A 23,440-nucleotide genomic window follows, 5' to 3' on the forward strand; every position below is an offset into this window, starting at 1 on the left:
TTACACATTGTCCACGTAAAATTGTATGTTCTGGTTGCGAGACAATCCTTTGCGGAAAACATTTTTTTGCTCTTTTATTGGGTTTTTAACCGATAGTAGAAACATTGATTCGACTGAATAAAAGATGTGTATAATGACAAGGGCTGAAAGCCGGGAGTTAATGAGAAGCGGTGGACGAGTGGGTGAGCGTTTGTTCCAAGAGGAAAATTCTTTCGTTGCTGGCGGGACTTGAATCGGAGGCGAACTAAAACCCAGCCATAAATGGCTGGGCTAAGATCTTTCGTCCCTGCGGGACTGCGGCGGCGTTAGTAGAGCTTTACCGGGGGCAATGTCAAGGGCGCCCATTGGGAAGTTTGGTTGCGATTTTGTCACGCACAAAGAAATGGAAATGCGGGACGGCGCTCATAGAGCGCCGCGACAGACGGAGGCATCCTCCGTTTCAAGTAATAGACGCTCTGGCTTATCCGCCGACTTCGGCTTTGGCTTCAGCCGCGAGCGGGGTGCTGAGGTAGCGTTCGCCGGTCGAGCAGGCGATGGTCACGATCAGCTTGCCTTTGTTCTCGGGACGCCTGGCGACTTCGATGGCGGCGACGACGTTTGCGCCGGTGGAGATGCCGACGAGCAAGCCCTCTTCTTTTGCGAGGCGACGGGCCATGGCAAAGGCCTCGTCATTGGTGACTTCGATGCACTCAGTGATTTGCGGGTTGCCCTTGCTGTCTTTGAGGTGAAGATTTTTGGGGATGAAACCGGCGCCCGTGCCCTGGATTTTGTGCGGGCCGGGCTTGAGCGGCTGGCCGGCGAGGGCCTGGGTGATGACGGGAGAATCTTTGGGTTCGACGGCGATGGCTTGGAAAGAAGGTTTGCGTTCTTTGATGACCTCGACGCAGCCGGTGATGGTCCCGCCAGTGCCGACAGCGGAAATCAAAATATCCACCTTGCCATCCGTGTCCGCCCAGATTTCTTCGGCGGTGGTGTGGCGATGGATCGCGGGGTTGGCGGGATTTTCAAACTGTTGAGGAATCCAGGAATTCGGAGTTTCCCTGGAAATTTGTTCCGCGCGGGCGATGGCGCCTTTCATGCCTTCGCTGCCGGGAGTGAGAACGAGTTTCGCGCCGAGCATGGCGAGCAAGGTGCGGCGTTCGAGTGACATCGTTTCAGGCATGGTCAAAATGATTTTGTAGCCCTTGGCCGCGGCGACGAAGGCGAGCGCGATGCCGGTATTGCCGCTGGTGGGTTCAATGATCGTAGTGCCCGGCTTCAACACGCCGCGCCGTTCGGCGTCTTCGATCATGGCCATGCCGATACGGTCTTTGACGCTGCCGAGCGGGTTGAAGAATTCGCATTTGAGGAGCACGGTGGCATCCAGGCCGGCGGTGACTTTGTTGAGCTTAACGAGCGGGGTGTGGCCTACGGTTTCAACGATGTTATTATAGATGCGTCCCATAAAATTTTTGGTTGAGTGTTTCTTTCTGTTAATTTGATTGAAAGCGTGGAAGTAATCTTCTCCAAATGACCAGCCACGGCAAGCATTTTTCTGAAAGGTCGCGGCGCGATATATTGAACGAAATTATTTGAACCTTCTGTTTTGCAGTGGGGATTGGTCGTCGCTGACGATGAATCAACCCAAGCGAACAATGCGCCGGCAGGTTTTGGGCTGTTCAGATTTTTTCGGCCAGAAAAACAATCACTGTCGCGACCGGGATGAGGAGGACCTGGGCAATGAGGGTTCCCGCCAGTCGGCTGCCGATCATCCATACGACCGCGCGGCGAAACGAAGGTTCGCTGACGCGGCCTTCGACGACGTCGTCGGTCATCATGGACATTTGCGGGTCTATGAATACAAACATGAGGACGGTCGCCACGCCGTTCACGACGGATGAAAGGGTGATGGCGGTCATGCGCAACTCGGGCTTGAGATAACCGGCGTAGAGCGCGGCGACCACGCCGACGGTCCAGACGGCAACGGCGGCGACATTGAGCAGGAGCAACGAGACGGTGACGCCCTGCCCCATTCGCAGTTGGGTGACGTTGCCGGAAACGGGAACTTTCATGGAATCTTTCACATAAATGACGCCGCCTCGAAAAAAGCCGTGTAGCAACAATGTGGGAATTGAACGGTGGGCTTGAAAATGCAGCACGGCGCGGCTGAAGACGCGTTGAAAGGTCGGAACCAACACGGCGCCGATGGCCGTGGCGAGTGTCGCCGAAAAAAGCAACCAGCGGAAATCCGCGAGCAGGTTGTGGGAGGCGGCATGGTCGAGGGATTGCTCGACTCGTTTGGCGAGGAAAGTGCCTTGAAAAGAATTGGAGGTGCGCGAGAGCAGAACGAGCACGTTGAACAGCGCAAAGGACACGGCAATGCGGCGGGTGCGAACGCCCGCGATGCGGACGGAGTAGGCGAGCGTGCCGATTAAATGAATGATGAACGTGAGGACACAGATCAAAATAAGTTGGCGGTCCATGGGTTGCCTTGAGCTGACGGATTCGCTGCGAGGTCAGGATGAGGGAGATGATGGATGGCGTCCATAATATTCAGATTTATCGAGTGAAAGAGTTTTCTCACTAAATGCCTCCATGCTGGCAAACGAGAAGTATCAAGCGAGTATCAAAGATTTGGTTTCAGGGAGCGATTCTTTCGTCCCGTTGCTGGCGGGACTTGGTTAAGAGGAGACTTTTTCCCAGCAATAAATTGCTGGGCTAATATCTGCCGTCCCCTGCGGGACTACGGCGAGACTTCTCTTACCGCGATTTAGAGTTGCTGGCGTGGCAGGATTTGATTTGAGCTTTCACAATGTTAAAAAAACAAAAAGTCCCCGCCCGATCTTTCGATCAAGCAGGGACAAATTGGGGATGGGAGTTCGCCGCACTCTCTTTCCCGGGCTGACATTTGGCGCACTTTGGCTGCCAGCTTCCCGACGCCATTCTCCACGGCAAGCGGAGTTATCGCGGCCTCATAGCAGGGCCGTCCAGCGCTTTACAGTCGCTGAATTTTGAGTGAGGCCTCTCAGCTCGCTTCGGCTGGCGTTTGCGGACGCCGGCGGGCGAACCAGGTAAAGACACGTTTGTGATTTCGTATCCACGTCTTTACCATTAGCTCCGGGTCGGCCACCGCTTTTTTCGGTGCGTTGGCCCGGTGCCACGGGTCTGACCTCTTAACTCTCAGGTTGCATTTCGCTCACATGCCAGCGGTGTTTTTTTGACATCGCCGACGTTTCGGAAGTTTAACGAGGCTTGCCTGCTCTCGAATTCTTCCCGGGGCGCAGACTCATTTTGTCACGCCTTTCGGCGTTTTTCATTGGCGCGTTCTTTTGGGGAACGGCCAGAGTTTTGCGCTCCGTGCTGGCGCACAGTAGCAACCATCTACCCTCTGGGTAACTGCGATTCACTCAGGCTCGAAACCTGCCTGAGCTACTTGACTCGGCTCGGAACGGTTTCTCATCGTTCCTAGCGGCTCAGTTCCTTTTTCGCGTTTACTGGCAGCGCGCGAACGCTGACAGAGGAACTGGTGAATTCTGCCTCTCCACTTTGCCTTGCGGCTTGGTTGCAGAGGGGTTGGGCCAACCAGCCTGGCTCAACCTTTCCCCAGTCGCCTGGGATTATCCTCGAGACTTTCTCCGGTTTTCTTTCGTCCGCCGGGCTCGTCTCGGTTCTTTCAATGAACTGTGAACAGGTTATCACTTTTTCTTAATCCAACAATGAAATGATATGCACATACTTATTCACCGAAACGGCGCGGTGAGTAAGCGGGGGACAAGTTGATTCATCCAATGTTTACGGGCGCTTTTTGCATTTCACGACCGGAGTTATTCACCGACAAAAACCTGACGAAAAGCGGGCGGTGAACAACTTGAATCCACGTTGCGTCAAAAAGCTGGCGAACTTATTGGTACATAAAAAAACCGTCCTTGCGGACGGTTCAACGGGATGCGAAATCGCTCAGGCTTTCTTGCCCGCGGCCTTGGTTTTGACTTTGGCCTTGGCAGCGTCACCTTTGCGTTTGATGTAGGCTGTCCGGCGTTTCCGTTTTTCCGCTTTGTTGTTCTGTTTACCCATAAGAATGAATCTTTACTTTGTCCGCGCTCTGCGTTTGTTTAGGTGAAGACTATGATGATTAAATTTATTCGATTCAATACCTATTTGTGGCTCGCGGCGGGCGCGCTGCTGCTGGCCACGGGTTGCAAGACCGGGGACAAGGACAAAAAACATCCGCTGAGCACGCTGGAATTGCACGCGGAGGTCGGACGGGACAATGGCGGCGATAACGAGATGGTTCCGGTCCTGCGCGAGCATCCGGTTTATGTGAATGTGGCCAAGGAAACTTTTCTCGACGCGGCGGACATCGTCGAGGCGAACGTGGTGGATGACCTGGGCGGCTTCAAGATCCGCTTGAAGTTCAACTGGCGCGGGACGCAATTATTGGAGAGCTACAGCACGGCGTATCGCGGGCGGCATATCGCGGTGTTTGCCGTGTGGGGCCCGGCGCGATGGATCGCCGCGCCCGTGGTGCAGAAACCGATCGCGGATGGGGTGCTGACTTTCACGCCGGATTGCACGCGCGAAGAAGCGGACCGGCTGGTCAAGGGGTTGAACAATGTCGCGGATGACATCAAAAAAGAAGAGAAGTTTTGAAATTGCTGACGTTGTGCGGCGCAGCCGCAGTTCTGGTTCTCACGGCGGATTTTTCCGCGCGGGGAGAAATGTTTCAACTGCCCACGGCGAACCATGCCTTGTTTGAACCGGGCGGCGAGGACCGGATGTTTGCCGGAACGGTCGGCAAGGGCTGGGAGAGCGGGACGTTCGGGTGCGTCCGCTCGGACGGCTGGCAGGTCCATGAGGGACTGGACATCCGCTGCCTCCAGCGCGACCGGCATGGCGAACCGACTGACCCGGTGATGGCGACGGCGGATGGGACCGTGGCGTACATCAACACGCGTCCGTCGCTGTCGAATTATGGCAATTACATTGTGCTGCGGCATCAGATCGAGGGGATGGAGATTTATTCGGTGTACGCGCATTTGCAGAGCGTGAAAGCCGGATTGCACAGCGGACAGCCGGTCAAGCAGGGCGAAGTCATCGCGATCATGGGGCGCACGGCGAACACGCACGAGGGCATTTCCAAGGACCGCGCGCACGTGCATTTTGAATTGGACACGTTCGTGAACGATCGTTTCAGCGAATGGTACGCGCACGCATTTCCCGGCCAGCGAAATGATCATGGAATTTGGAATGGGCAGAATCTCAATGGCATTGACCCGCGGCTGATTCTTTTGCAGGAGCATCGCGAGGGGGCGAATTTCAGTTTGCTGAAATATCTGCGTTCAGAGACGGAACTTTGCCGCGTGGTGGTGCGCAGCACGAATTTTCCCTGGCTCCGGCGTTACGCGCCGTTGATCAAGCGCAATCCGGTCGCGGAGAAGGAAGGCGTGGCGGGTTATGAGATGGCGATTGATTTCAATGGCGTGGCGTTCGAGTTGATCCCGCGCGCGAACTCAGAGATCAAGAGCAAGGCGAAGTTTACTTTGCTTTCGGTGAATGAACCGGAGGAGAAAAAGAATCCGGCGCGGCGGTATGTCGTCAAGCGGGGCAATCGCTGGGAATTGACGAGTCATGGGATTGGGCTACTGGAGTTGATCACGTATTGAAGGGCGAGTTGGGTTGATTGGTTTCAATTTTGGATAAGGCTGGAGCGGCAGTCTGGTCTTGTGTTGCTGCGGGTCATAGACCCGCGGTCCGTACGGAAGGAACAAAGCCTGACCGGGCGCGTCTTATGTAAGAGATAATGAACTAGCAATTTTTCGCATTTTTGCTAACTTGGGATGACCATTCCATCATCGGTCGCGAGAGATGTATGAAAGCAACCGGACAGCATCGAATATCCGTCGGCACTCCCAGCCGGCGTGGAGAGGCTGCGCCTTCTTCGGCTTTTACGCTGATCGAACTGCTCGTGGTGATCGCGATTATTGCGATCTTGGCCAGCTTGCTTTTGCCGGCATTGAGCCGCGCGAAGACGCAGGCGATTAGTCTGGAATGCCTTAATAATCTCAAGCAGCTTGCGGTTTGCTGGCATGGTTATTCCTCGGACAATAGTGATTTGCTGGTGCCGAATAATTCGGTGATGGGTTTTACCCAAACGAGCAGCAATTCGGACACGACGTCGTCCCTCGCCGCCGGCGCTTCGTGGTGCATGGATCATCCGCGCACGGACACGACGCCGATCAACATCATCAATGGGCTGCTGTATCCTTATAATCAAAGCGTGGCGATCTATCATTGCCCGGCGGATAAATCGGTGGTCGAAGATGCCAATGGCGTTCCCCTGCCCTCGGGCCAGCTTCGCACACGGAGTTATAATATGAGCCAATCGCTCAACGGCTATCCCGAATTCGACCAGGGATTTCTCATGCAGGACATTCCGTGGTTCAAGAAATTCACTGACATCTCCAACCCGAATCCTTCGAGTTGTTTTGTCTTCATTGATGTGCATGAGGACGAAATCATTGACGCGCAGTTCGGCATGCCGACCCAACCGGCTTACATCAATCCCAATGAATGGTGGGACATTCCGGCCAATCGCCACAACCAGGGTGCGAATCTCGCTTTCACGGATGGGCACGTCGAGCATTGGAAATGGGCGTATCCCAAGAATTACCAGGGATGGGACCCGCAGACGGTCGCGCCGACGGAATTGCCGGATTATCGGCGCGTGCGTTCGGGGATGCGGTTGTCGTTTGGCAACTAACCGCGCGGTTTTACCTTCGTTACTTCCTCAGCTTCCGCGTTTGATCCGATAGAACTGGGCCGTGGCTGAACTGGTGACGGTTGCTTGAAAATGTCCGGCGCTGGTGCGGGTGATGACCGCGCTTCCAACGGTCGTGTAGCCAGAGTTTGCCATCGCCGAACTTTGCAAGCTAAAGGACGTTGGAGAGGCGTCCGAGGGGTCGGTAAAGTTGATCGTCACGGTCGTGCTGTTTAGAATAATGCTCGTTAAGGTAATGGAGGAGATGACCGCGCCGGGCACAAAAACGGTTTCGACGGCCACAGTAGTGGTTTGATTGGTTCCCGGCGGCGAGAAGACGCGCCATTTGTTATCGCTTGCCGCGCTGTTGTTGATCGCGCCATACAGATTGCCCGCGCCGTCCCACGCCACGCCGTAATAGAGATTGGTCGAATCCAAATTGTCGAGCACTTGCGTGCCGTTGGTGATGATGAAGCCGTTCGTGGCGTTCAACACGCGCAATCCGCCGGAGATGCTGAGTGCGACAGCGACATATTTGGGATTGGCGCGCGAGTCGAGAGCGAGGTCGAAGCCGCCGAGAAAGCTGTCGTCGTTCGCGCCGGATTGCCAGGCAGAGCCGTTGGTGAACGTGCTCATGCCGTCCCAATTCGTGAATTCCAAAACGCGCGGCGAACTGCTGCCGCTGGTTTCAATATTCTGGCCGACAAAAATATTCGAGCGCTCATCCATCATTGAACCGCCGTTCGCGAACAAATCCAAATCGCCGCCGACCGCGATTACTTGCTTACCCATCGTGTCGTTTGGATCAGCGACGCCATTGGTGAGTTGCCAGAACCAAAGACCCAAGCCGGGCGAATCATTATCGCCGAGGAAAATGCGGCCGTTGGGCGTGCCGGCATCGGTGACATCAAATTCACCCCAGCCGAGCGATAAGCCGGTGACGGGATTCGCAGAATAATTATTGGCGTCGAGCACGACTTGATTGGTTGAAACCATCATGTCCATCGCATACACGACGCCGCGGTCATCCCAGTCGAGCGCGTAAATGCGGTCGTCCTGGCCGTAGCGAAGGAAATGCGGATTGCCGTTGAAGCCGTCCGTGCCCCATTGGATTCCGGCTTGAAAACCGTTGGTATTCCCCTGCCCTTCGTCAGCGGGGCTGCCGTCGGCGTTGGCCTTGAGAATGCCGGCCAGATCGCCGGGCAGCGCGGCGGAATCATTTTCCGTGGCGTTGCCGACAAAGACGCGGCCATAATAGACGCTGTTCGGATTTGTATTCACGGCAATTCCGCGCGGGGAGAAAACGTGGTAGCCGTCGTTGGTGTCCGTGCTGGTTTGGGTCCAATTCGTGAAACCGGTGGCCGAGGCGGTGATGTTCACGGTGTAGGCCCCGCCGCCCAAAGTTGCGCCGCCGCTGCCGAAACCATCCCAAGTGACCAGATTCGTGCCTTTGCGCGCACCGACGGCGCCGGAAGCAATCGGGATGGAACGCACGACGGTGGAACCGGAGAGAATATTGACCGTCACGCCACGAGTCGCGGGCTCGTTCAGAATGTAGCTGATGGCGACATTGGTTCCCGATCCATTCGTGATGCCGCTCAGGCCGCCATTGAGCTTAATATCGGTGGCATAAACATTTGCGCGGGCCGAGGGCGTAAAAAAAGCGCCTGCGAAAACGGACGCCAAGGCCGCGCCGATACAAATAATCTGATGATGGAAACGCATGGTGGATTTTCTCCTACTGTGGCCCGCGAAGATTAAAATGTCAAAACTTCGAATCAACGGCGATGGCTGGTTATGTCTCTTTCTATTACGGCGACGAATCGTGATTCATCAGGGAGGTTCTTAGCGCATCGGCCAACGCCAGTCCAGCAAAAAGGCCTCGCCTCTCCACTTGAGCGCATTTTGATGCGGTTCTTATTGGTCGCGGCAATTTTACAAGCAAACCGGCCCGGCCTGACATCTCTGCAAAAAACTTTGCGCCGTTAAGCGGACTTATCCGAACTTATGCGAACTTATCCGAGCCAAGGCGAACTTAGGCGAACGACTCAGGCGAACTTTTCCGCCCTAGTCCTAGTGGGCGTCCCTATTCGTCATATCCGCCTCGGTTGTCCTATTGAAACTTTTCAAAGAACCGCCCCACAATACTACATTCCCCAAATACAATCCACCCTTCCATAGGATACAAATACGCGTCCCTTTAAGAACCCTGCCCCGACGCGCCCTCCACTACGCTGCGAATCTCGCCGGACTTGAGGCGGGTGCGCAATTTTTGGCCGGGCTGAACTTCGGAAGCGGCGCGAATGACTTTGCCGGTGTCCGCGAGTGTGGTGATGGAGTAGCCGCGCGCGAGGACTTGCTCGGGGCCGAGGAGGCGCAAGCGCGATTCCAGCGTCGCGAGACGCGCACGTTTGTTTTCGATTTGCCAGCGCGCTTGTTCGTGGAGGCGTTTGGCGATGGCGATGGTCAATTCGCGTCGCTGGGCGAGAATTTGTTTGGGGCGCAAGCGCAGGAGGCGTTCGGTGAGGGCGCGCGAGGTAAGCGCGCGTTCACGCATACCCTGGCGGGCACGGCGCGAAATGCTTTCACGCAAATCGTCGAGGCGTTGCGACCATTCTTCAAGGCGGCGGCGTGGATGCACGCGGGCGAGGCGCTGGCCGAGGCGCGCGAGTTCTTCTTCCTTGTCGAGCAACCGTTGGCCAAGCAACTGGCGCATGCGCTCACCGACGAGTTCGAGAAAACGGCCACTGGCGAAGACGCCTTCGGTGAGAATCTCGGCGGCGGCACTTGGAGTCGCGGCGCGCAGGTCGGCGACAAAATCGCTAATGGTAAAATCTATTTCGTGGCCGACGGCGGAGATGACCGGCAGCGCGGATTCAAAAATGGCCCGGGCGACGACTTCTTCGTTGAAGGCCCAGAGGTCTTCGAGGCTTCCGCCGCCGCGGGTGACGAGAATCAAGTCCAAGTGCGGAGTGCGGAGTGCGGAGTGCGGAATGGGCGGTGGTGGATTTTGTGATTCGGCGTTGAATTGATTCAGCAGGCGGATGGCGGTGGCGATTTCTTCGGCAGCGCCTTGGCCTTGCACGCGACAGGACGCGATGACAATTTCCAGCGCGGGATTTCGCCGTTTCACGACGTGGAGCACATCGCGAATGGCGGCGCCGGTGGGCGAGGTCACGATGCCGATGCGCCGGGGAAAACGCGGCAGCGGGCGTTTGCATTCGCTGGCGAACCAGCCATCGGCGTTGAGCTTTTGCTTGAGACGCTCGAAGGCGGCTTGCAACGCGCCGACGCCGACCAACTCGACTTGCGAGACGCGCAGTTGATATTGGCCGCGCGGTTCATAGACGGTGAGGTCGCCCTGGAGAATGACTTTGCGGCCGTCCTGCAAGAGGCCGCGAGTCTCGCGCGCCTCGGTGCGGAACAAGACGCAGTTCAGTTGGGAATCGGCATCCTTGAGCGTGAAATAAAAATGGCCGGAACTTTGCGCGCGGAAATTGGAAATCTCGCCAGTGACCCAAATCTGGCCGACTTGTTTTTCGAGCAAGCCCTTCACCCGCAGCGTGAGTTCGCCGACGGACAGGACTTTGCGTGTCGCTTCGGTTGGAAACAACTCGCCGAAATCCCACTGTGATTTGGATGGTTTGGACACGTCAGCGTTTGTCGTACTTGGCGGCGGCTTCGGGGTCAATTTTTTTTAGTGAGATCAGGGCCTCGCGGCTCTTTTCACCCATGTTGCGTTCGATTACGATTTTCAACATAGGAACAGCCGATTTTGCCGCTGGCCCAAAATCTCCGAGAGAGCGAACCGCCACATTTCCCCAGAATCTAACGGCAAATATAGCATTGGTAAAGACTGGGATAGGCGCGGGATCGTTCTTATCTATTTCGTGAAGGTACACGGCTGACATCATTCCCAAGTCCAGGCCGTTTGAAAGCGGCGCGGCATTCAGGCCAGCGTGAAGCGCCGGAATGCCGTTGGTCAGGCGCGCAATCTGCCAGAGCGCTCGCGCGGATGAAATACGCACCCCCAAGTCCGGATCCTGCAAGGCGCGGTTCAAATCGGGAATGGCCGAAGCCGCATTGGTTCCCACGTGTTCCAAGAGGCCGGGAGCAGATTCCCGAGTCGAGACATTTGTGTCCACCAGCATTTCTTCAAACAGAGGAACATATTTTACGTCTATCGGTGCCGGTGTGGCCAGCACCACGCCAATAACGTAATCGCGCGCGCCATTGTTTTTATCGGCGATCATTTCCATCAACTGGGGAAATATGGGGCGCGGGTCGAGAAGCTCGGTTAGAACCGCCATAGCGGCACCCCAGCGTTCCCGTATTGGGAATGGTTTCCACGCGGGGCGCTGCCATTTCAACGGCAGATGGAAGTAACCCCACGCGTAAAATCTATCCTCGACGGTTTCTTTGCGTACTAGGTTCCGAGCCAGGTCCGGCAAAGCATTCGTGCCCATCTCGCGAAAGGCCTGGAATGCTGCGGATCGGTTGGTCGTAAAAACTTCCTCCAGCCATTGATCCACGTTTCGCCCTTGATAGACGGGTTGGCGATTTTTGTGGATGACGGTGGCAATGGCGTAACCCGCGAGAGCGAGAACCAGGACGAGCAGAATTATTTTGAACCTCTTATTCAAACGTGAGCGGTTGGGGACAACCGTCACTTCTCCATGTACTGCTTGAACTCCGCGGGGTCAATCTTTCTCAGGGCATAATGATCTGTGCGTTGCCAGCCCGCTACACCCACGGCTCGGAGACGCGCTGGATTTTTTCGGCGTGGCCGGTGTGGGAATTGATTTCGATGATTGCGCCCTGGAGTTTCACATCTTTTTCGGCGACGGCGAAGCGCTGGGGTTGCAATGTCAAAAAGCGTTTGATGACGGGTTCGATTTCACGGCCGATGATGCTTTCGTGCGGACCGGTGAAGCCGGCGTCGCTCAGAAAGGCGGTGCCGCCGGGGAAGATTTGTTCGTCGGCGGTTTGGACGTGGGTGTGCGTGCCGATGATGGCGCTGACCTGGCCATCGAGCATGCGGGCCATCGCGGCTTTTTCAGAGGTGGCCTCGGCGTGGAGATCCATGAAAATGATGTTGGTTTTTTGGCGCAGTTTTTCCACTTCGGCGCGCGCGGCGATGAAGGGGTTTTCGAGAGCGGCCATGAAGGTGCGGCCTTGCACGTTGAGGATGCCGACGGGCGGCTGGTTGTTGGCTTGATAAATGACGCTGCCCTGGCCGGGGGTGCCGCGCGGGTAATTGAGCGGACGCAGAAAGCGCGATTCGTTTTGCAGGAGGCCCATGACTTCTTTCTGGTCCCAGAGATGGTCGCCGGTGGTGATGATGTCCACACCGGCGGCGTAAATTTCTTCGGCGATTTTGGGCGTGATGCCGGAGCCGCCGGCGGAATTTTCGCCATTGGCGATGACGAGATCGAGTTCGTGCTGGCGTCGCAGGCGGGGCACGAGGCCGGTAACGGCGCGCCGCCCGGGTTCGCCGACGATGTCGCCGATAAAGAGAATTTTCACGGGTTGAAGTTACTGGCGGGGTGGATGGTGGCAAGTTGGAAGTGTGGAACGCGGAGTGTGGAATGCGGAATGCTCGGAGGCGCAAATTAATTTTGGGCGCGGTAGTGGCGGGTGGACGCGGCGGATTTATATGGGGCCCGCGAGTACGTTCGCCCACCCCATATTCCCCATATTGACTGGCCGGGATCAATTTGCCGGCGTGGCCAGCAGGCGGAAGAAGCGGATGGGGTCGGCGGGTGAAGGGGGCAGTGACGCGGAAGCCGCCGTGCCTTGGCCGGGAACCAATGAACCCAGATTTATCCACGCGCCGCTGGTGAGTGAGGTACGGTACTGCACTTGATAGTTTTCATTCGTGAGGCCAAACCAGGTTAAGCTCAAGACTGATGGATCGCTGGGCGACGGGCTGATTGACAGTGCGGGCAACTGGGGCAAGGCCTGGAGCGAAATGTTGCCGAGTTGAAATTGGGCGAAGGCGGAGCCGGGGGTGTTTAGTTGGTACGTAAGATTTAATTTGTCCGTGGCAGCGGCGGGGAGTCCGGCAAGGATGAGAGTGACCTCGGTGAAACCATTGCTCAATATCGTGGGCGCGTTGAGGTGCGCGACGACGCGACTGCCGAGCAAGACATCCACGGAGCCGCTGGTGGTCAGCCATTGGTATTCAAATTGTAATTGCACGGCCTCATTCGTTTCGACGACGGACTCGCCCGCGCGGGAATCAAATTGCAACCGGGGATCGGTCATGGGCGCGACGATGGAGAATGGGCCGTTGGTTGAGGACAGGATGAGGGTGTGAATGTTGTTGGTGAGGCCGAAGGTGAGGATGCCGTTGCCGAAGGTTTGCCAGTTGTTGGGCGCGTTGGTTCCGGAGTTGGGATTCATCACGGTGAGGCTGCCGCCGGGGCCGTCATTCCCTTCTTTTCCTTCGGGGATGTCGGCGGTGCCCTGGCCGTCCTGCCCATTCGGCGCGCCTCCGGCGCCGCTTCCGCCAGCGCCGCCCATGGCGGTATCTTCCGGTTGGCCGGCGCCACCCTTGCCGCCTTTACCGCCGGAAAAATCCATTTTGGCGAAGTTGGTAAAGCCAACCGAAACATTTATCGTTACGTTGCCGCCAAAACCTCCATTGCCCCCTGCTCCGCCCGGATTTATTTGAAGCGAAGCATCACCGCCATCGCCGCCGTTTCCTCCCCGGCCACCGACGCCGCCTTGCGGATCGGGGCTGCCGTTGCCGCCATCACCGCCGTTCATGGGCATGCCGAAATCACCACCATCGCCGCCGTCGCCCGCCTTTAATGAAAGCTGGCCTTCGAGATCAACTCCCAAAGCGGTTATGGTCAGGCTGCCGCCGCCAGCACCGACGCCACCGGTTCCGCCAAATCCAGCCGAGCCACCATTTCCGCCCGCGCCGCCGCCGAATCCGCTGCCACCATCGCCGCCTCTTCCGCCGGTGCCACTGTCACCACCTTTGCCGCCGCCACCGCCGCCGCCCATGTTATCGAGGGAGATGACGCCGTTCGTGCCCAGAATGAAACTGCCCGCGTTGGGCAGGGTACCGCCCTGGGCCACGACGCTGATAAATAAAGACGGGACGCCGAGAGATTGCCCGCCGTTGCCACCGACGCCGCCGAACCCGCCGAATCCAGCGGGCGCGCCTTGAAAACCCCCGACCGCAGGTGGACCATCGGCGCCATTTCCGCCGCCGCCGCCATCGCCGCCATCACCCCCGGTGGCTTGCGGATTGAAAAGAATGGAACCGTTGACGGTCATGTTCTTCGCAAGGATCGTCAGGCTCGGCGCGTCAGCGAAGGCATTGGTGCCATTGCCGGCGTCGGTGCCGCCATCGCCATCGGTGGCGCGGTTGCCGATGACTTCGCCATCGCCGCCGTCATCGCCATCGGTCCCCGACGGCGCGGTGCTGGAAGAGCCGCCGATCATTTGGCCGTTGATGAGGACGTTGGAACTGACGGTCAAGGAGACCACGCCGGAAATTTTCAGAGTGCCGCCGGTCTCGACGGTGACGGAGGTGAAGGAATAATTGGTGGAGATACCGGGCAGACCCAGTTGAATGGTCTGACCGCTGGTAACATCGAGTGAAGCGGCGCGGGTTGGACAGACAATCAGCAGCGGGAGGGCAAGGCTAAACAGGCTGAAAGCGAGTGAATATGACTTGCTCATAATGTGGGTTTTCGCGGCGGGAATTGTCTTTCTTATATGGGAGAAAAAGTTGACACGGGGTGGGCGTTTGTCAATTTGATTATTGTCCAGTTTCCAGCCGCGAATTTATTTCAAGACGTGATTTAATCCTGATTCCTGATCGTAATTTTTTCGCTTATTATTATCGAAGCAATGGAAACTAAGGGGTTGAAAAAAATTAGAACCAAACCATATTCAACCTGCCCTTCGCCTATCTCTATGAATGTAAAATTCTTAACCCTCTCGCTTGTCGCGGCAATGGTTTTGTTCAGCGCTTCCGCCGATGATTGGCCGCAGTGGCAGGGGCCAGACCGAAATGCGATGTCCAAGGAAACGGGTTTGCTCAAGGAATGGACGAAGGACGGGCCAGCGCTGGTTTGGGAGATTAAGGGACTTGGCGGCGGGGATAGCGCGCCGTCGGTCTCGGGCGGGCGGCTTTTCGGGATGAGTAATCGCGGCGGTTACGAAGTTGTCTGGGCGTTGTCGGAAAAAGATGGCAAGACGCTTTGGACGACTAATCTGGGCCCGGCTTTCAACCAAGATTGGCCGCAGGGAAAAGAAGGCCCGGGTTGCACGCCCACGGTTGATGGTGATTTGGTGTACGTCGAGGGCCTGGGCGGCAATGTGGATTGTCTGCGCACAAAGGATGGTTCGATTGTTTGGCGGGCCAGTCTCACGCAGGATTTTGGCGGTGAAGTGCCCAACTGGAGTTACCGCGAATCGCCACTGGTGGACGGGGACAAGGTGATTTTGACGCCGGGTGGCGCGGACGCGACGCTGGTGGCGCTGGACAAGAAGACCGGCAAAACCCTTTGGAAGAGCCAGGTTCCCGGAAATCCCAAAGCGGCGTATTCCTCGCCCATCGCGATTGACTTTGGCGGGCAGCGTCAATATGTGCAGTTTACTCAGAAGGCGCTCATTGGGGTCGCGGCGTCCGACGGCAAATTTCTTTGGCGTTATGGCCGGGCGGCTAACGGTTTTGGCGTTAGCTGTTCGACGCCGATTTATCACGATGGCGAAGTGTTTGCGGCGTCGGCTTACGGCGCGGGCGGCGGGTTGGTGAAGTTGAGCAAGGATACCGACGGCAAGTTCACGGCGGAGGAAATTTATCTCAGCAAGAAAATGCAAAATCATCACGGCGGCATGATTCTGCTGGACGGAAGTCTTTACGGAGCCAACGGCGGCAATGAGGGCGGCGCGCTCGTTTGTCTTGATTTTCAAACGGGCAAAGTTTTGTGGGATGAACGTGACGATGCCGGGCATCGCGCGCCGAAAGGTTCGGTGGCTTACGCGGACGGAAGAATTTATTATCGCACGGAAGCGGGGCCGGTGCTGCTGATTGAGCCGAGCCCGAAGTCTTATATCGAGCGCGGGCGTTTCGAGCAATCCGACCGCAGCCGATTGCCGGCGTGGTCGCATCCGGTGGTCGCAAACGGCAAACTGTATGTGCGCGATCAGGATATTTTGTTTTGTTATGATGTGAAGGCGGCGGGGAAATAGGGGGAGGAAATTTTTGGTCGGAATTATTTCGGGTGGGTGAATTTTAGATGTTCAGGTCTTCTTCAGAGCAAAATGCAAATTAAGGGCCGCCTACTTGCGCGGCCCATCGCGGCAGGTTATCCTAGGGGCAGCTTTCAAGCGCAATCATTTGCTCCTTACATTTCCAAACTTGTGACGGCCTTTTTAGGTTTGTCAGGTGCAGGAAAATAAATGGGCGTGGGCTACATCGCTTTCATGAAAACCATCCCTTTACTCTTCGCGTTAATCGCCCTTGGGAACATAAATGTCAGCGGGCAGCTATCCGTTTCAAACGTGGCGAATGGAAGTATCCAGATTTCCATTCCGTCGAACACAAACGCCGAATATTTTCTTGAGCGTTCGACTGATCTAAAGGAATGGGAACGAATGGGCGGCATTCTTCCAGGAACTGGCTCGGCTATCACGTGGAAAGATTCTTCGACCAATAGTTTCTCATTTTATAGGGCGTCAATAAGTCCATTGGTGAACGCGCCTCTTTATGGCATTGACTTCAGCCCTTACCTGGACGGCCAAAGTCCGGAAACAAATTTCGCCGTTTCACGCAGCCAAATCGAATCGAGAATGCACCCGTTGATTCCGCGAACCGGATGGATTCGTACTTTCAGCATGGTTGATGGCTTACAGGTTTCCGGCCAGGTGGCCCACCAATTTGGACTCAAAGCGGCGTTGGGAGCGTGGCTTGGCCCCGAAACAACTCCCGCCGGGATTTCTGCCAACCAGATAAACATCAGCAATTTGATTACGGCAGGTCTGGCAGGTGAAGCGGATTTATTAATCGTAGGAAGCGAAGTTCTGCAAAGAGGAGATCTTCCGGTGTCGAATTTAGTCGCCTATATCAATCAAGTGCGCGCGGCGGTTCCCGGTGTGCCGGTTGCCACGGCTGATACTTATTCATCCTGGATGTCTTCGTTCAACTCAGAATTGCTCGATGCCAGTGATGTTCTATTGGTTAACTTTTATCCATTCTGGCAAGGAATCGCGGTCGAAGACGGTGCCTCGACGGTTTACCAGCAGTATATCAATATGGTTTGGTATGCGGGAAGCAAACCCGTGTGGATTTCAGAGACTGGCTGGCCTTCGGCAGGACAGGCGGTCGGTGATGCCGTTCCGTCACCACAGAACGCAGCCAAATATTTTTCCGATGTCGTCACCTGGGCCAGATTTTATGGCGTGCCCTTTTTTTACTTTGAAGGCTATGACGAAGGTTGGAAATCTGACGAGGGTGCGGTGGGGCCAAATTGGGGAATATGGCAAAGTGACGGCACACTCAAACCGGGGATGGAGCCAACTTTTGACAATCGCATTTCGTCAACTAACTGGAATGCGCCGATTGACGGGGCGGGAATTCCAAGTCTGTCCTTTTCAAATGTTCCGGCGGTTGGCGACATGACCAACCTTTACGTTAGCGGCACGGCAAGTCACGTTTCACCTTTTAGCGTATTTTTGTGCCTGTACATTCAGGTCAACGGGTCCTGGTATCAAAAACCGTATTACACTGCTCCATACACCGCGATTAATCCGCAAGGAACGTGGCAGTGCGAGTATGCAACCGGTGGCCAAGATATATATGCGACGAATTTCACCGCATTCCTATTTCCCACAAATTATTCGCCACCTTTCGTTTTTGGCCAACCTTTACCCGCAGAGCTAAGTAGTAACGCGATCGCTTCGGCAACGGCGTCGAGACTATGAATTTAGTTGTTCACGGATGAATTGGGCCCAGATGGGGTCGGGTTGCCAGATGGCGTGCAGGTCGCGGGTGGCTTCGGTTTCGCTGATGCCCTGGCGTTTCACGCGGTAGAGAAAATGAAGGCGGAGACGCGCAGGTTCGCGGCGCAGTGGACGAAAACGGGGCGGTCGGCGAAGGCATCCATGATTTGAGTAAAGGCGCGGAAGTCGTGGGGCGTGGGTGAGGAGAAATCCACGGGGAGGTGGACGTACGCGAGGCCGAGGCGGGTGACGAGGCTGCCTTCTTCGGGGATGGCGTTATCGGAGGTGGGCAAGGCGAGGTTGATGACGGCGCGGAAACCGGCGTCGCGGATGAGCGGGAGTTGCGCGGGAGTGGGCTGGCCGGAGGTTCCGAGGCGGTCGCCGATCTGCCGGAAGGCGCGGATGGCTTGAAGAGGCGTGGAATTTTCCATGGCGGGAAGATAATGGGGATTTGCGGGGATGAAAATAATTTTGGCGAGTGGAGAAATAGGCGGGAGGGCGCGACAGATTTTATAATTGCCCGGCCTTTCCTTTTTCGGAGGCTGGTGGTATATCCATGCTTGATGACGCGCATCCAAATTTTGTCCAAGTGTCCGAATGAATGATACTGCCGCGCAAAGTGCTCCCGGCCTGACGGTCGGCGCGCGTTGTTCAATCACGATTCACGATATCGCTTTTGGCGGGGATGGCGTGGGGCGATACGAGGATTTTGTGGTGTTTGTGCCGTTCGTGTTGATCGGCGAAAAGGTGGAGGTGGAGATCACGGAGGTGAAGAAGCGCTTCGCGCGCGCGCGATTGTTGGAGGTCTTAGCGGGATCGTTGGAGCGAGTGAAGCCGCCGTGCCGATATTTTGGCGATTGTGGCGGGTGCCAATATCAGCATGTGGACTACGCGGCGCAACTTCGCCTGAAGCACAAGCAGGTTTCTGATTTGTTCGAACGCATCGGTGGCTTTGACGCGGAAGTGGTGGCGCCGGTCGTGCCGTGCCCGCAACCTTATGGCTATCGCAATCGCATCATGATCCGCAGCCAGTGGGATAAATTTAAACAGGGGCTGAACATCGGCTACATTCGCACGGACAATCGGCTGGTCGTGGACATCGAGGAATGTTTGATCGCGGAGCCGGCGTTGAACGAACAGATTTTGCACGTGCGCGCGCATCCGCCGCCCAAGGGCGGAATCAAAGTGGTGTTGCGGGTAAACCCCGAAGGCTGGGAAGTGCCGCGTGATTCTTTTTTTCAAAATAATTTTTTTCTGCTGCCGGGATTGGTGGAGACGGTGCGCGGATTTTTGCGCGAGGGGAAAAACCGATTTCTGGTGGATACGTATTGCGGGGTGGGATTTTTCGGTATCGAATGCGCGGACCTGGTGGAATCGTTCATCGGTGTGGAACTGGATATTCAAGCCATCAAGGCCGCGAAGAACAACGCAGCGAAGCGCAATATTTTAAATGGCGAATTCCTGACGGGTCGCGCGGAACAAATGCTGCCGGAGTTACTCCAGCGTTTTCCCGCGGAAGCGACGACGGTTGTGCTTGATCCGCCGCGGACGGGTTTGTTGCCGGAAAGTTTGAAATTGCTGCGCCAAGTGCGGCCCGGGCAGGTCATTTATATTTCCTGCCATCCGGCGACGATGGCGCGGGACTTGAACGCTTTATGCTCCGACGGTGTCTTTAAGTTATTACACGTGATTCCGTTGGACATGTTTCCGCAGACTGCGCACGTCGAATGCGTGGCGGATTTGCGCCTGAATCCGGCCAACCCCGGCCCGGCGTGTCTTATTTAGACGACATTCTGGGCTTGCCAATCCAACCACCATGATTTCAACTCTGGCCTTCACATCGAAATGACAAACCAAACCGAAACTCGACAACCGCAGGGAAGATTTTTTGTCACCTCCAAATGGCCCTGGATTCTGGGCGCGGCGATGTTCGCCGTCTATTTACTGACACTCAATCATTGGGTGACGCCCCGAGGCCTGACGGAAATCGCGGACGTAGCTGGGTGGAGTTACGGTCATGATATTTACAGCCCGGTCACATTTATTGTGCTGTGTCCCTTCCGCTGGCTGCCTGCGCAAATCATACCGCCAGCGCTTAATCTTTTTTCCGCAATCCTCGCGGCGCTCATCCTGTGGCAACTCGCCCGCTCAGTTTCATTGCTTCCACATGATCGCACCGATGACCAGCGCCAGCGCGAGCAGAGTGAATATTCCATTTTGACCATCAGCACGGCCTGGGCGCCGCCGCTTTTCGCCGTGCTCGTATGCGGTTTCCAAATGACCTTTTGGGAACACGCCACGCAGGCGACCGGCGAGATGATTGACCTGTTCATGTTTAGTTATGTGATCCGCTGCCTTTTGGAATATCGCGTCACCCAGCGAGAATTCTGGCTCATAAAATTCGCACTGGTCTATGGGCTCGGCATGGCGAACAACGTCGCAATGGTCGCATTTTTTCCAGCGTTTCTGGCGGCGGTGATCTGGATAAAGGGGACAAGTGCTTTTAATCCCGGCTTCATGTCGCGGACTCTGTTATTCGGGCTTTTGGGTTTCTCTTTAATTTTTTTCCCCTCGATTTACACCAGCCTTTCGCAAACGCTTCATGCTGATTTTGGGGAGACCATGCGGACAATGTTCGCAAGCGACAAACGGTTTCTACTGCACTTCCCGCGCAGTGTGATTTTGCTGATGTCTCTTACGTCAATTTTACCTGTATTCGTAATCGGTATCCGATGGTCATCCTATTTCGGTGATAACAGTCCGGTGGGAATCCTTCTGGCCAAATCGGGGTTTCACGTTGTCCATGGCGTGTTCCTCATCGTCTGCCTTTGGGTCATGCTCGACTGCCCCATCAGTCCGCGCGTGCTCGGCTTCGGCCTGCCATTTCTCGCTCTTTATTATCTGACGGCCTTGAGCATCGGTTATTTTATCGGGTACTTCCTGTTAATTTTCGGCACAAAAATTCCACGATCGCGCCGTTCGTTGAATCCCTTGCTGCAATTCACCAATAATTGTGTACTGCTGGTCATGTGGGTAGCGATTCTCACCACTCCGGCTATCCTTATCTACCGTAATTTTTCTGTACTAAAGGAAGACAAAGTTCAATTCCATTGGTACCAGGACTATTTCAACCAAATTGATGGCTCGCTTCCGCCGTCGGGCGCAGTGGTGCTCAGTGATGACACGTTTCGGCTTTATTATTTGGAAGCGGCGGCTTCTCGCAGAGGCCAGAACTCCAGCCACCTGTTCGTTGACACTAAATCGCTTGTCACCTATCCCCGCTACCTTTCATTTCTAGCCGAACGGAATCCCAGCTATCAAATTTCCACCACCTGGACGAATATCCCTCCCCTTGCACCGTCAATTCTTGGCTCGATCCAAATACTCGACCACCTTTCTCAAGCTCACGAATTATATTATATCCATCCCAGCTTCGGTTATTTTTTCGAACATTTTTATCTGCAACCTCAGGGACCGGTTTATCGCTTAAAAGTGTATCCCGAAAATTCGTGGGACGCCCCGCCGATGACTCCAGCCCAAATCGCTGAAAACGAAACTTTCTGGCAGAAAACTTACGCGGACCTGCTGCCCCCGATAGCGGCAACCATGACCAATTTAACCGCAAAAATCCAGCCGGAATGGTGGGGTGATTTTCTTACTTTGGCCCACATCAGACCCGAACCCAACCGTTTCGCGTTGTTGCTCGGGTCTTACTATTCACGCGGCTTGAATACCTGGGGCGTGGAAATTGAGTGTGCCGGCAAGCTGGATGAAGCCGCTAAAAATTTCGATTGCGCGCTTGAAGTAAACCCTTTGAATGTTTGCGCCAAACTTAATCAACTGTTCAACAAGAGCCTCAAGGCCGGTGAGAAACAATCCATTCAACCGCCGAAAGACATTGAAGAACGGCTGGGCGGACGCAGAGGAGATCTGCTCAACGCCAACGGCCCGATTGACGAGCCGAATTTTCGCGTGGACTTCGCGAGCTTTCTCGCCGACGGCGGAAACTTTCGCCAGGCAGTCCAGCAGTTGGAACGCGCCAGCCAGGTAGCCCCGGATAACTTTCGTCCGCGGCTCGAATTGGCCCAGTTGCTGGTTTACATCCAAACTTACACGAATGGCTTATCTCATTTGCTGCCCTACGAACATGGCTTTGACGAAGCGCTGCAATATACGGACGATATTCTCAAAGTTGCTCCCACCCAGCCGATCGCGCTTTTCCTGAAAGGTGTCGCGCTCATCCAGCTTCAGCAGTATGACAATGCCATCGTGCCCCTGAGTAAACTGCTCACCACAGAAACTAATAATTACGCCGCCCGCCTTAACCGCGCGATCGCCTATTATAAAATAAATAATTTGGACGCCGCCAAAGCCGATTACACCGTTATCACCAAGGTTTCTCCCAAGGCCTATCAGGTTTATTACGGCCTCGGAGAAATCGCCTACCAGCAAAAGGACAAGGCCGGCGCCATCAAAAATTACGAGCTTTACCTGAGCAACGCTCCGACGAACACCACTGAATCCGCATCAGTCGCTGAGCGCTTGAAAGAATTGAAATCCAGCGCGCCCTGACGCATGCGCGTCACGCACGTCATCACCCGGCTCATCGTTGGCGGCGCGCAGGAAAATACCATCGCCTCCGTCCTTGGGCTTCGCGAAAAACCAGGCATGGATGTGCGCCTTATCTCCGGCGCGGACACCGGCCCGGAAGGTTCACTCGCCTCCGCCTTTGACCGCATACCTTCCGCGCTAACTTTCGTGCCCGAATTAGTGCGGCCGGTTCATCCGGTGAAGGATTTGCAGGCGCTGGGCAAGCTGGCAAAAATATTTCGCGAACAGCGTCCCGATATTGTCCACACGCACAGCGGCAAGGCGGGAGTGCTGGGCCGCCTCGCGGCGCATCGGGCCGGTGTCCCCGTTATCATCCACACCATTCACGGGCCGTCGTTCGGCGCGTTTCAATCCGCGCTGGCGAATCTTATTTTTCTCGAAGCCGAACGGCGCGCTGGAAAAATCACCACCCATTTTGTCACGGTCGCGGATGCGATGACTCGGCAATACCTGGCGGCAGGCATCGGCCGGCCGGAACAATATACGAAAATTTTTAGCGGCTTTCCGCTCTCGCCTTTTTTGTCGGCTGACAACGATCCGAAATTGCGCGCCCGCTACGGCCTTACGCCAAAAAATATCGTCATCGGAAAAATCGCGCGCCTGTTCAAGTTGAAAGGCCACGACGATCTGTTCCGCATCGCTCCTGAACTCGTCCGCGCGCATCCGCAAGTTCGTTTCCTGCTGGTTGGCGATGGTTCCTGGCGCATGCATTTTGAACAACAGGCCCGCGCCCTGGGCCTCGAAAAACATTTTATTTTCACCGGCCTTGTGCCGCCCGCCGAAGTGCCGCGACTGGTGGGTATCATGGACATCGTTGTGCATTTATCCTTGCGCGAAGGACTCGCTCGCGCATTGCCGCAGGCGCTTGCCGCGGGCAAACCCATAGTCGCTTACGATTGCGACGGCGCGCGCGAAGTATGCCGCGATAACGAAACCGGATTTCTCGTTCGCCCCGGTGATTTGACCACGTTGCGCGAACGACTGGGAAGGCTCGTGGCCGACGCCGCGTTGCGCGAAAAATTCGGACGCTGTGGCCAGGAATTTGTTCGCGAACACTTTCCTGTGGAAAAGATGGTGGACGATTTATTCGCGCTTTACTTGAAGCTGTCCCCTGCGCGTAAATAAAGG

General features: G+C 55.8%; 16 protein-coding genes. 8 read left to right on the forward strand and 8 right to left on the reverse strand.

All coding sequences use genetic code 11. From position 1 onward, the window contains the following. Positions 1-460 precede the first annotated feature (460 nt). Positions 461-1,444, reverse strand: a complete 984-nt coding sequence (gene cysK, locus VH413_19835; GenBank protein HEX3800953.1) for a cysteine synthase A — start codon at positions 1,442-1,444, stop codon at positions 461-463. A gap of 214 nt (positions 1,445-1,658) precedes the next feature. Continuing rightward, a complete protein-coding gene (locus tag VH413_19840) occupies positions 1,659-2,462 on the reverse strand; it encodes a lipid II flippase Amj family protein (GenBank protein ID HEX3800954.1) in 804 nt (267 codons plus the stop codon). A 1,642-nt stretch (positions 2,463-4,104) separates the two neighbouring features. Here VH413_19840 and VH413_19845 point away from each other — a divergent pair. The 3 genes from VH413_19845 (at position 4,105) to VH413_19855 (ending at position 6,739) form a co-directional block, all read left to right on the forward strand. Continuing rightward, on the forward strand, positions 4,105-4,629 hold the full coding sequence (locus tag VH413_19845; GenBank protein ID HEX3800955.1) for a hypothetical protein: 525 nt from the start codon (positions 4,105-4,107) through the stop codon (positions 4,627-4,629). Continuing rightward, positions 4,626-5,642, forward strand: coding sequence for a M23 family metallopeptidase (locus VH413_19850; GenBank protein ID HEX3800956.1), 1,017 nt, complete (start codon positions 4,626-4,628; stop codon positions 5,640-5,642). Before VH413_19845 ends, VH413_19850 begins: the two co-directional genes overlap by 4 nt. 206 nt (positions 5,643-5,848) lie before the next feature. Further along, entirely contained in the window at positions 5,849-6,739 is an 891-nt protein-coding gene (locus tag VH413_19855) for a prepilin-type N-terminal cleavage/methylation domain-containing protein (protein ID HEX3800957.1), read from the forward strand. 27 nt (positions 6,740-6,766) lie between these two features. Here VH413_19855 and VH413_19860 read toward each other — a convergent pair whose 3' ends face one another. From VH413_19860 to VH413_19880, 5 genes are all read right to left on the reverse strand, one after another. After that, positions 6,767-8,461, reverse strand: a complete 1,695-nt coding sequence (locus VH413_19860; protein HEX3800958.1) for a hypothetical protein — start codon at positions 8,459-8,461, stop codon at positions 6,767-6,769. Between the two features lie 475 nt (positions 8,462-8,936). Then, on the reverse strand, positions 8,937-10,388 hold the full coding sequence (xseA, locus tag VH413_19865) for an exodeoxyribonuclease VII large subunit (protein HEX3800959.1): 1,452 nt from the start codon (positions 10,386-10,388) through the stop codon (positions 8,937-8,939). Between the two features lies 1 nt (position 10,389). Next, entirely contained in the window at positions 10,390-11,379 is a 990-nt protein-coding gene (locus tag VH413_19870) for a hypothetical protein (GenBank protein ID HEX3800960.1), read from the reverse strand. A 100-nt stretch (positions 11,380-11,479) separates the two neighbouring features. Then, entirely contained in the window at positions 11,480-12,262 is a 783-nt protein-coding gene (locus tag VH413_19875; GenBank protein ID HEX3800961.1) for a TIGR00282 family metallophosphoesterase, read from the reverse strand. Between the two features lie 186 nt (positions 12,263-12,448). Next, positions 12,449-14,434 carry a hypothetical protein gene (locus VH413_19880; protein ID HEX3800962.1) on the reverse strand — a complete coding sequence of 662 codons (1,986 nt, stop codon included), beginning with the start codon at positions 14,432-14,434 and terminating at the stop codon, positions 12,449-12,451. Between the two features lie 237 nt (positions 14,435-14,671). On the opposite strand from VH413_19880, the gene VH413_19885 reads away from it, so the two are divergent. Further along, positions 14,672-15,952, forward strand: coding sequence for a PQQ-binding-like beta-propeller repeat protein (locus VH413_19885; GenBank protein ID HEX3800963.1), 1,281 nt, complete (start codon positions 14,672-14,674; stop codon positions 15,950-15,952). Positions 15,953-16,186: 234 nt separating this feature from the next. After that, a complete protein-coding gene (locus tag VH413_19890) occupies positions 16,187-17,683 on the forward strand; it encodes a glycosyl hydrolase family 17 protein (GenBank protein ID HEX3800964.1) in 1,497 nt (498 codons plus the stop codon). Positions 17,684-17,781: 98 nt separating this feature from the next. Here VH413_19890 and VH413_19895 read toward each other — a convergent pair whose 3' ends face one another. Further along, positions 17,782-18,132, reverse strand: coding sequence for a protein tyrosine phosphatase family protein (locus tag VH413_19895; GenBank protein HEX3800965.1), 351 nt, complete (start codon positions 18,130-18,132; stop codon positions 17,782-17,784). A gap of 166 nt (positions 18,133-18,298) precedes the next feature. Here VH413_19895 and VH413_19900 point away from each other — a divergent pair, with 166 nt between their 5' ends. The 3 genes from VH413_19900 to VH413_19910 are packed head-to-tail and all read left to right on the forward strand — an operon-like array spanning position 18,299 to position 23,437. Then, a complete protein-coding gene (locus VH413_19900; protein ID HEX3800966.1) occupies positions 18,299-19,486 on the forward strand; it encodes a class I SAM-dependent RNA methyltransferase in 1,188 nt (395 codons plus the stop codon). 60 nt (positions 19,487-19,546) lie between these two features. Further along, entirely contained in the window at positions 19,547-22,273 is a 2,727-nt protein-coding gene (locus tag VH413_19905) for a tetratricopeptide repeat protein (protein ID HEX3800967.1), read from the forward strand. Positions 22,274-22,276: 3 nt separating this feature from the next. Beyond that, complete coding sequence (locus VH413_19910; GenBank protein HEX3800968.1) at positions 22,277-23,437, forward strand: glycosyltransferase family 4 protein; 1,161 nt, start codon at positions 22,277-22,279, stop codon at positions 23,435-23,437. Positions 23,438-23,440: the final 3 nt, after the last annotated feature.

It is taken from the genome of Verrucomicrobiia bacterium (assembly GCA_036268055.1).
Lineage (GTDB): Bacteria > Verrucomicrobiota > Verrucomicrobiia > Limisphaerales > Pedosphaeraceae > DATAUW01.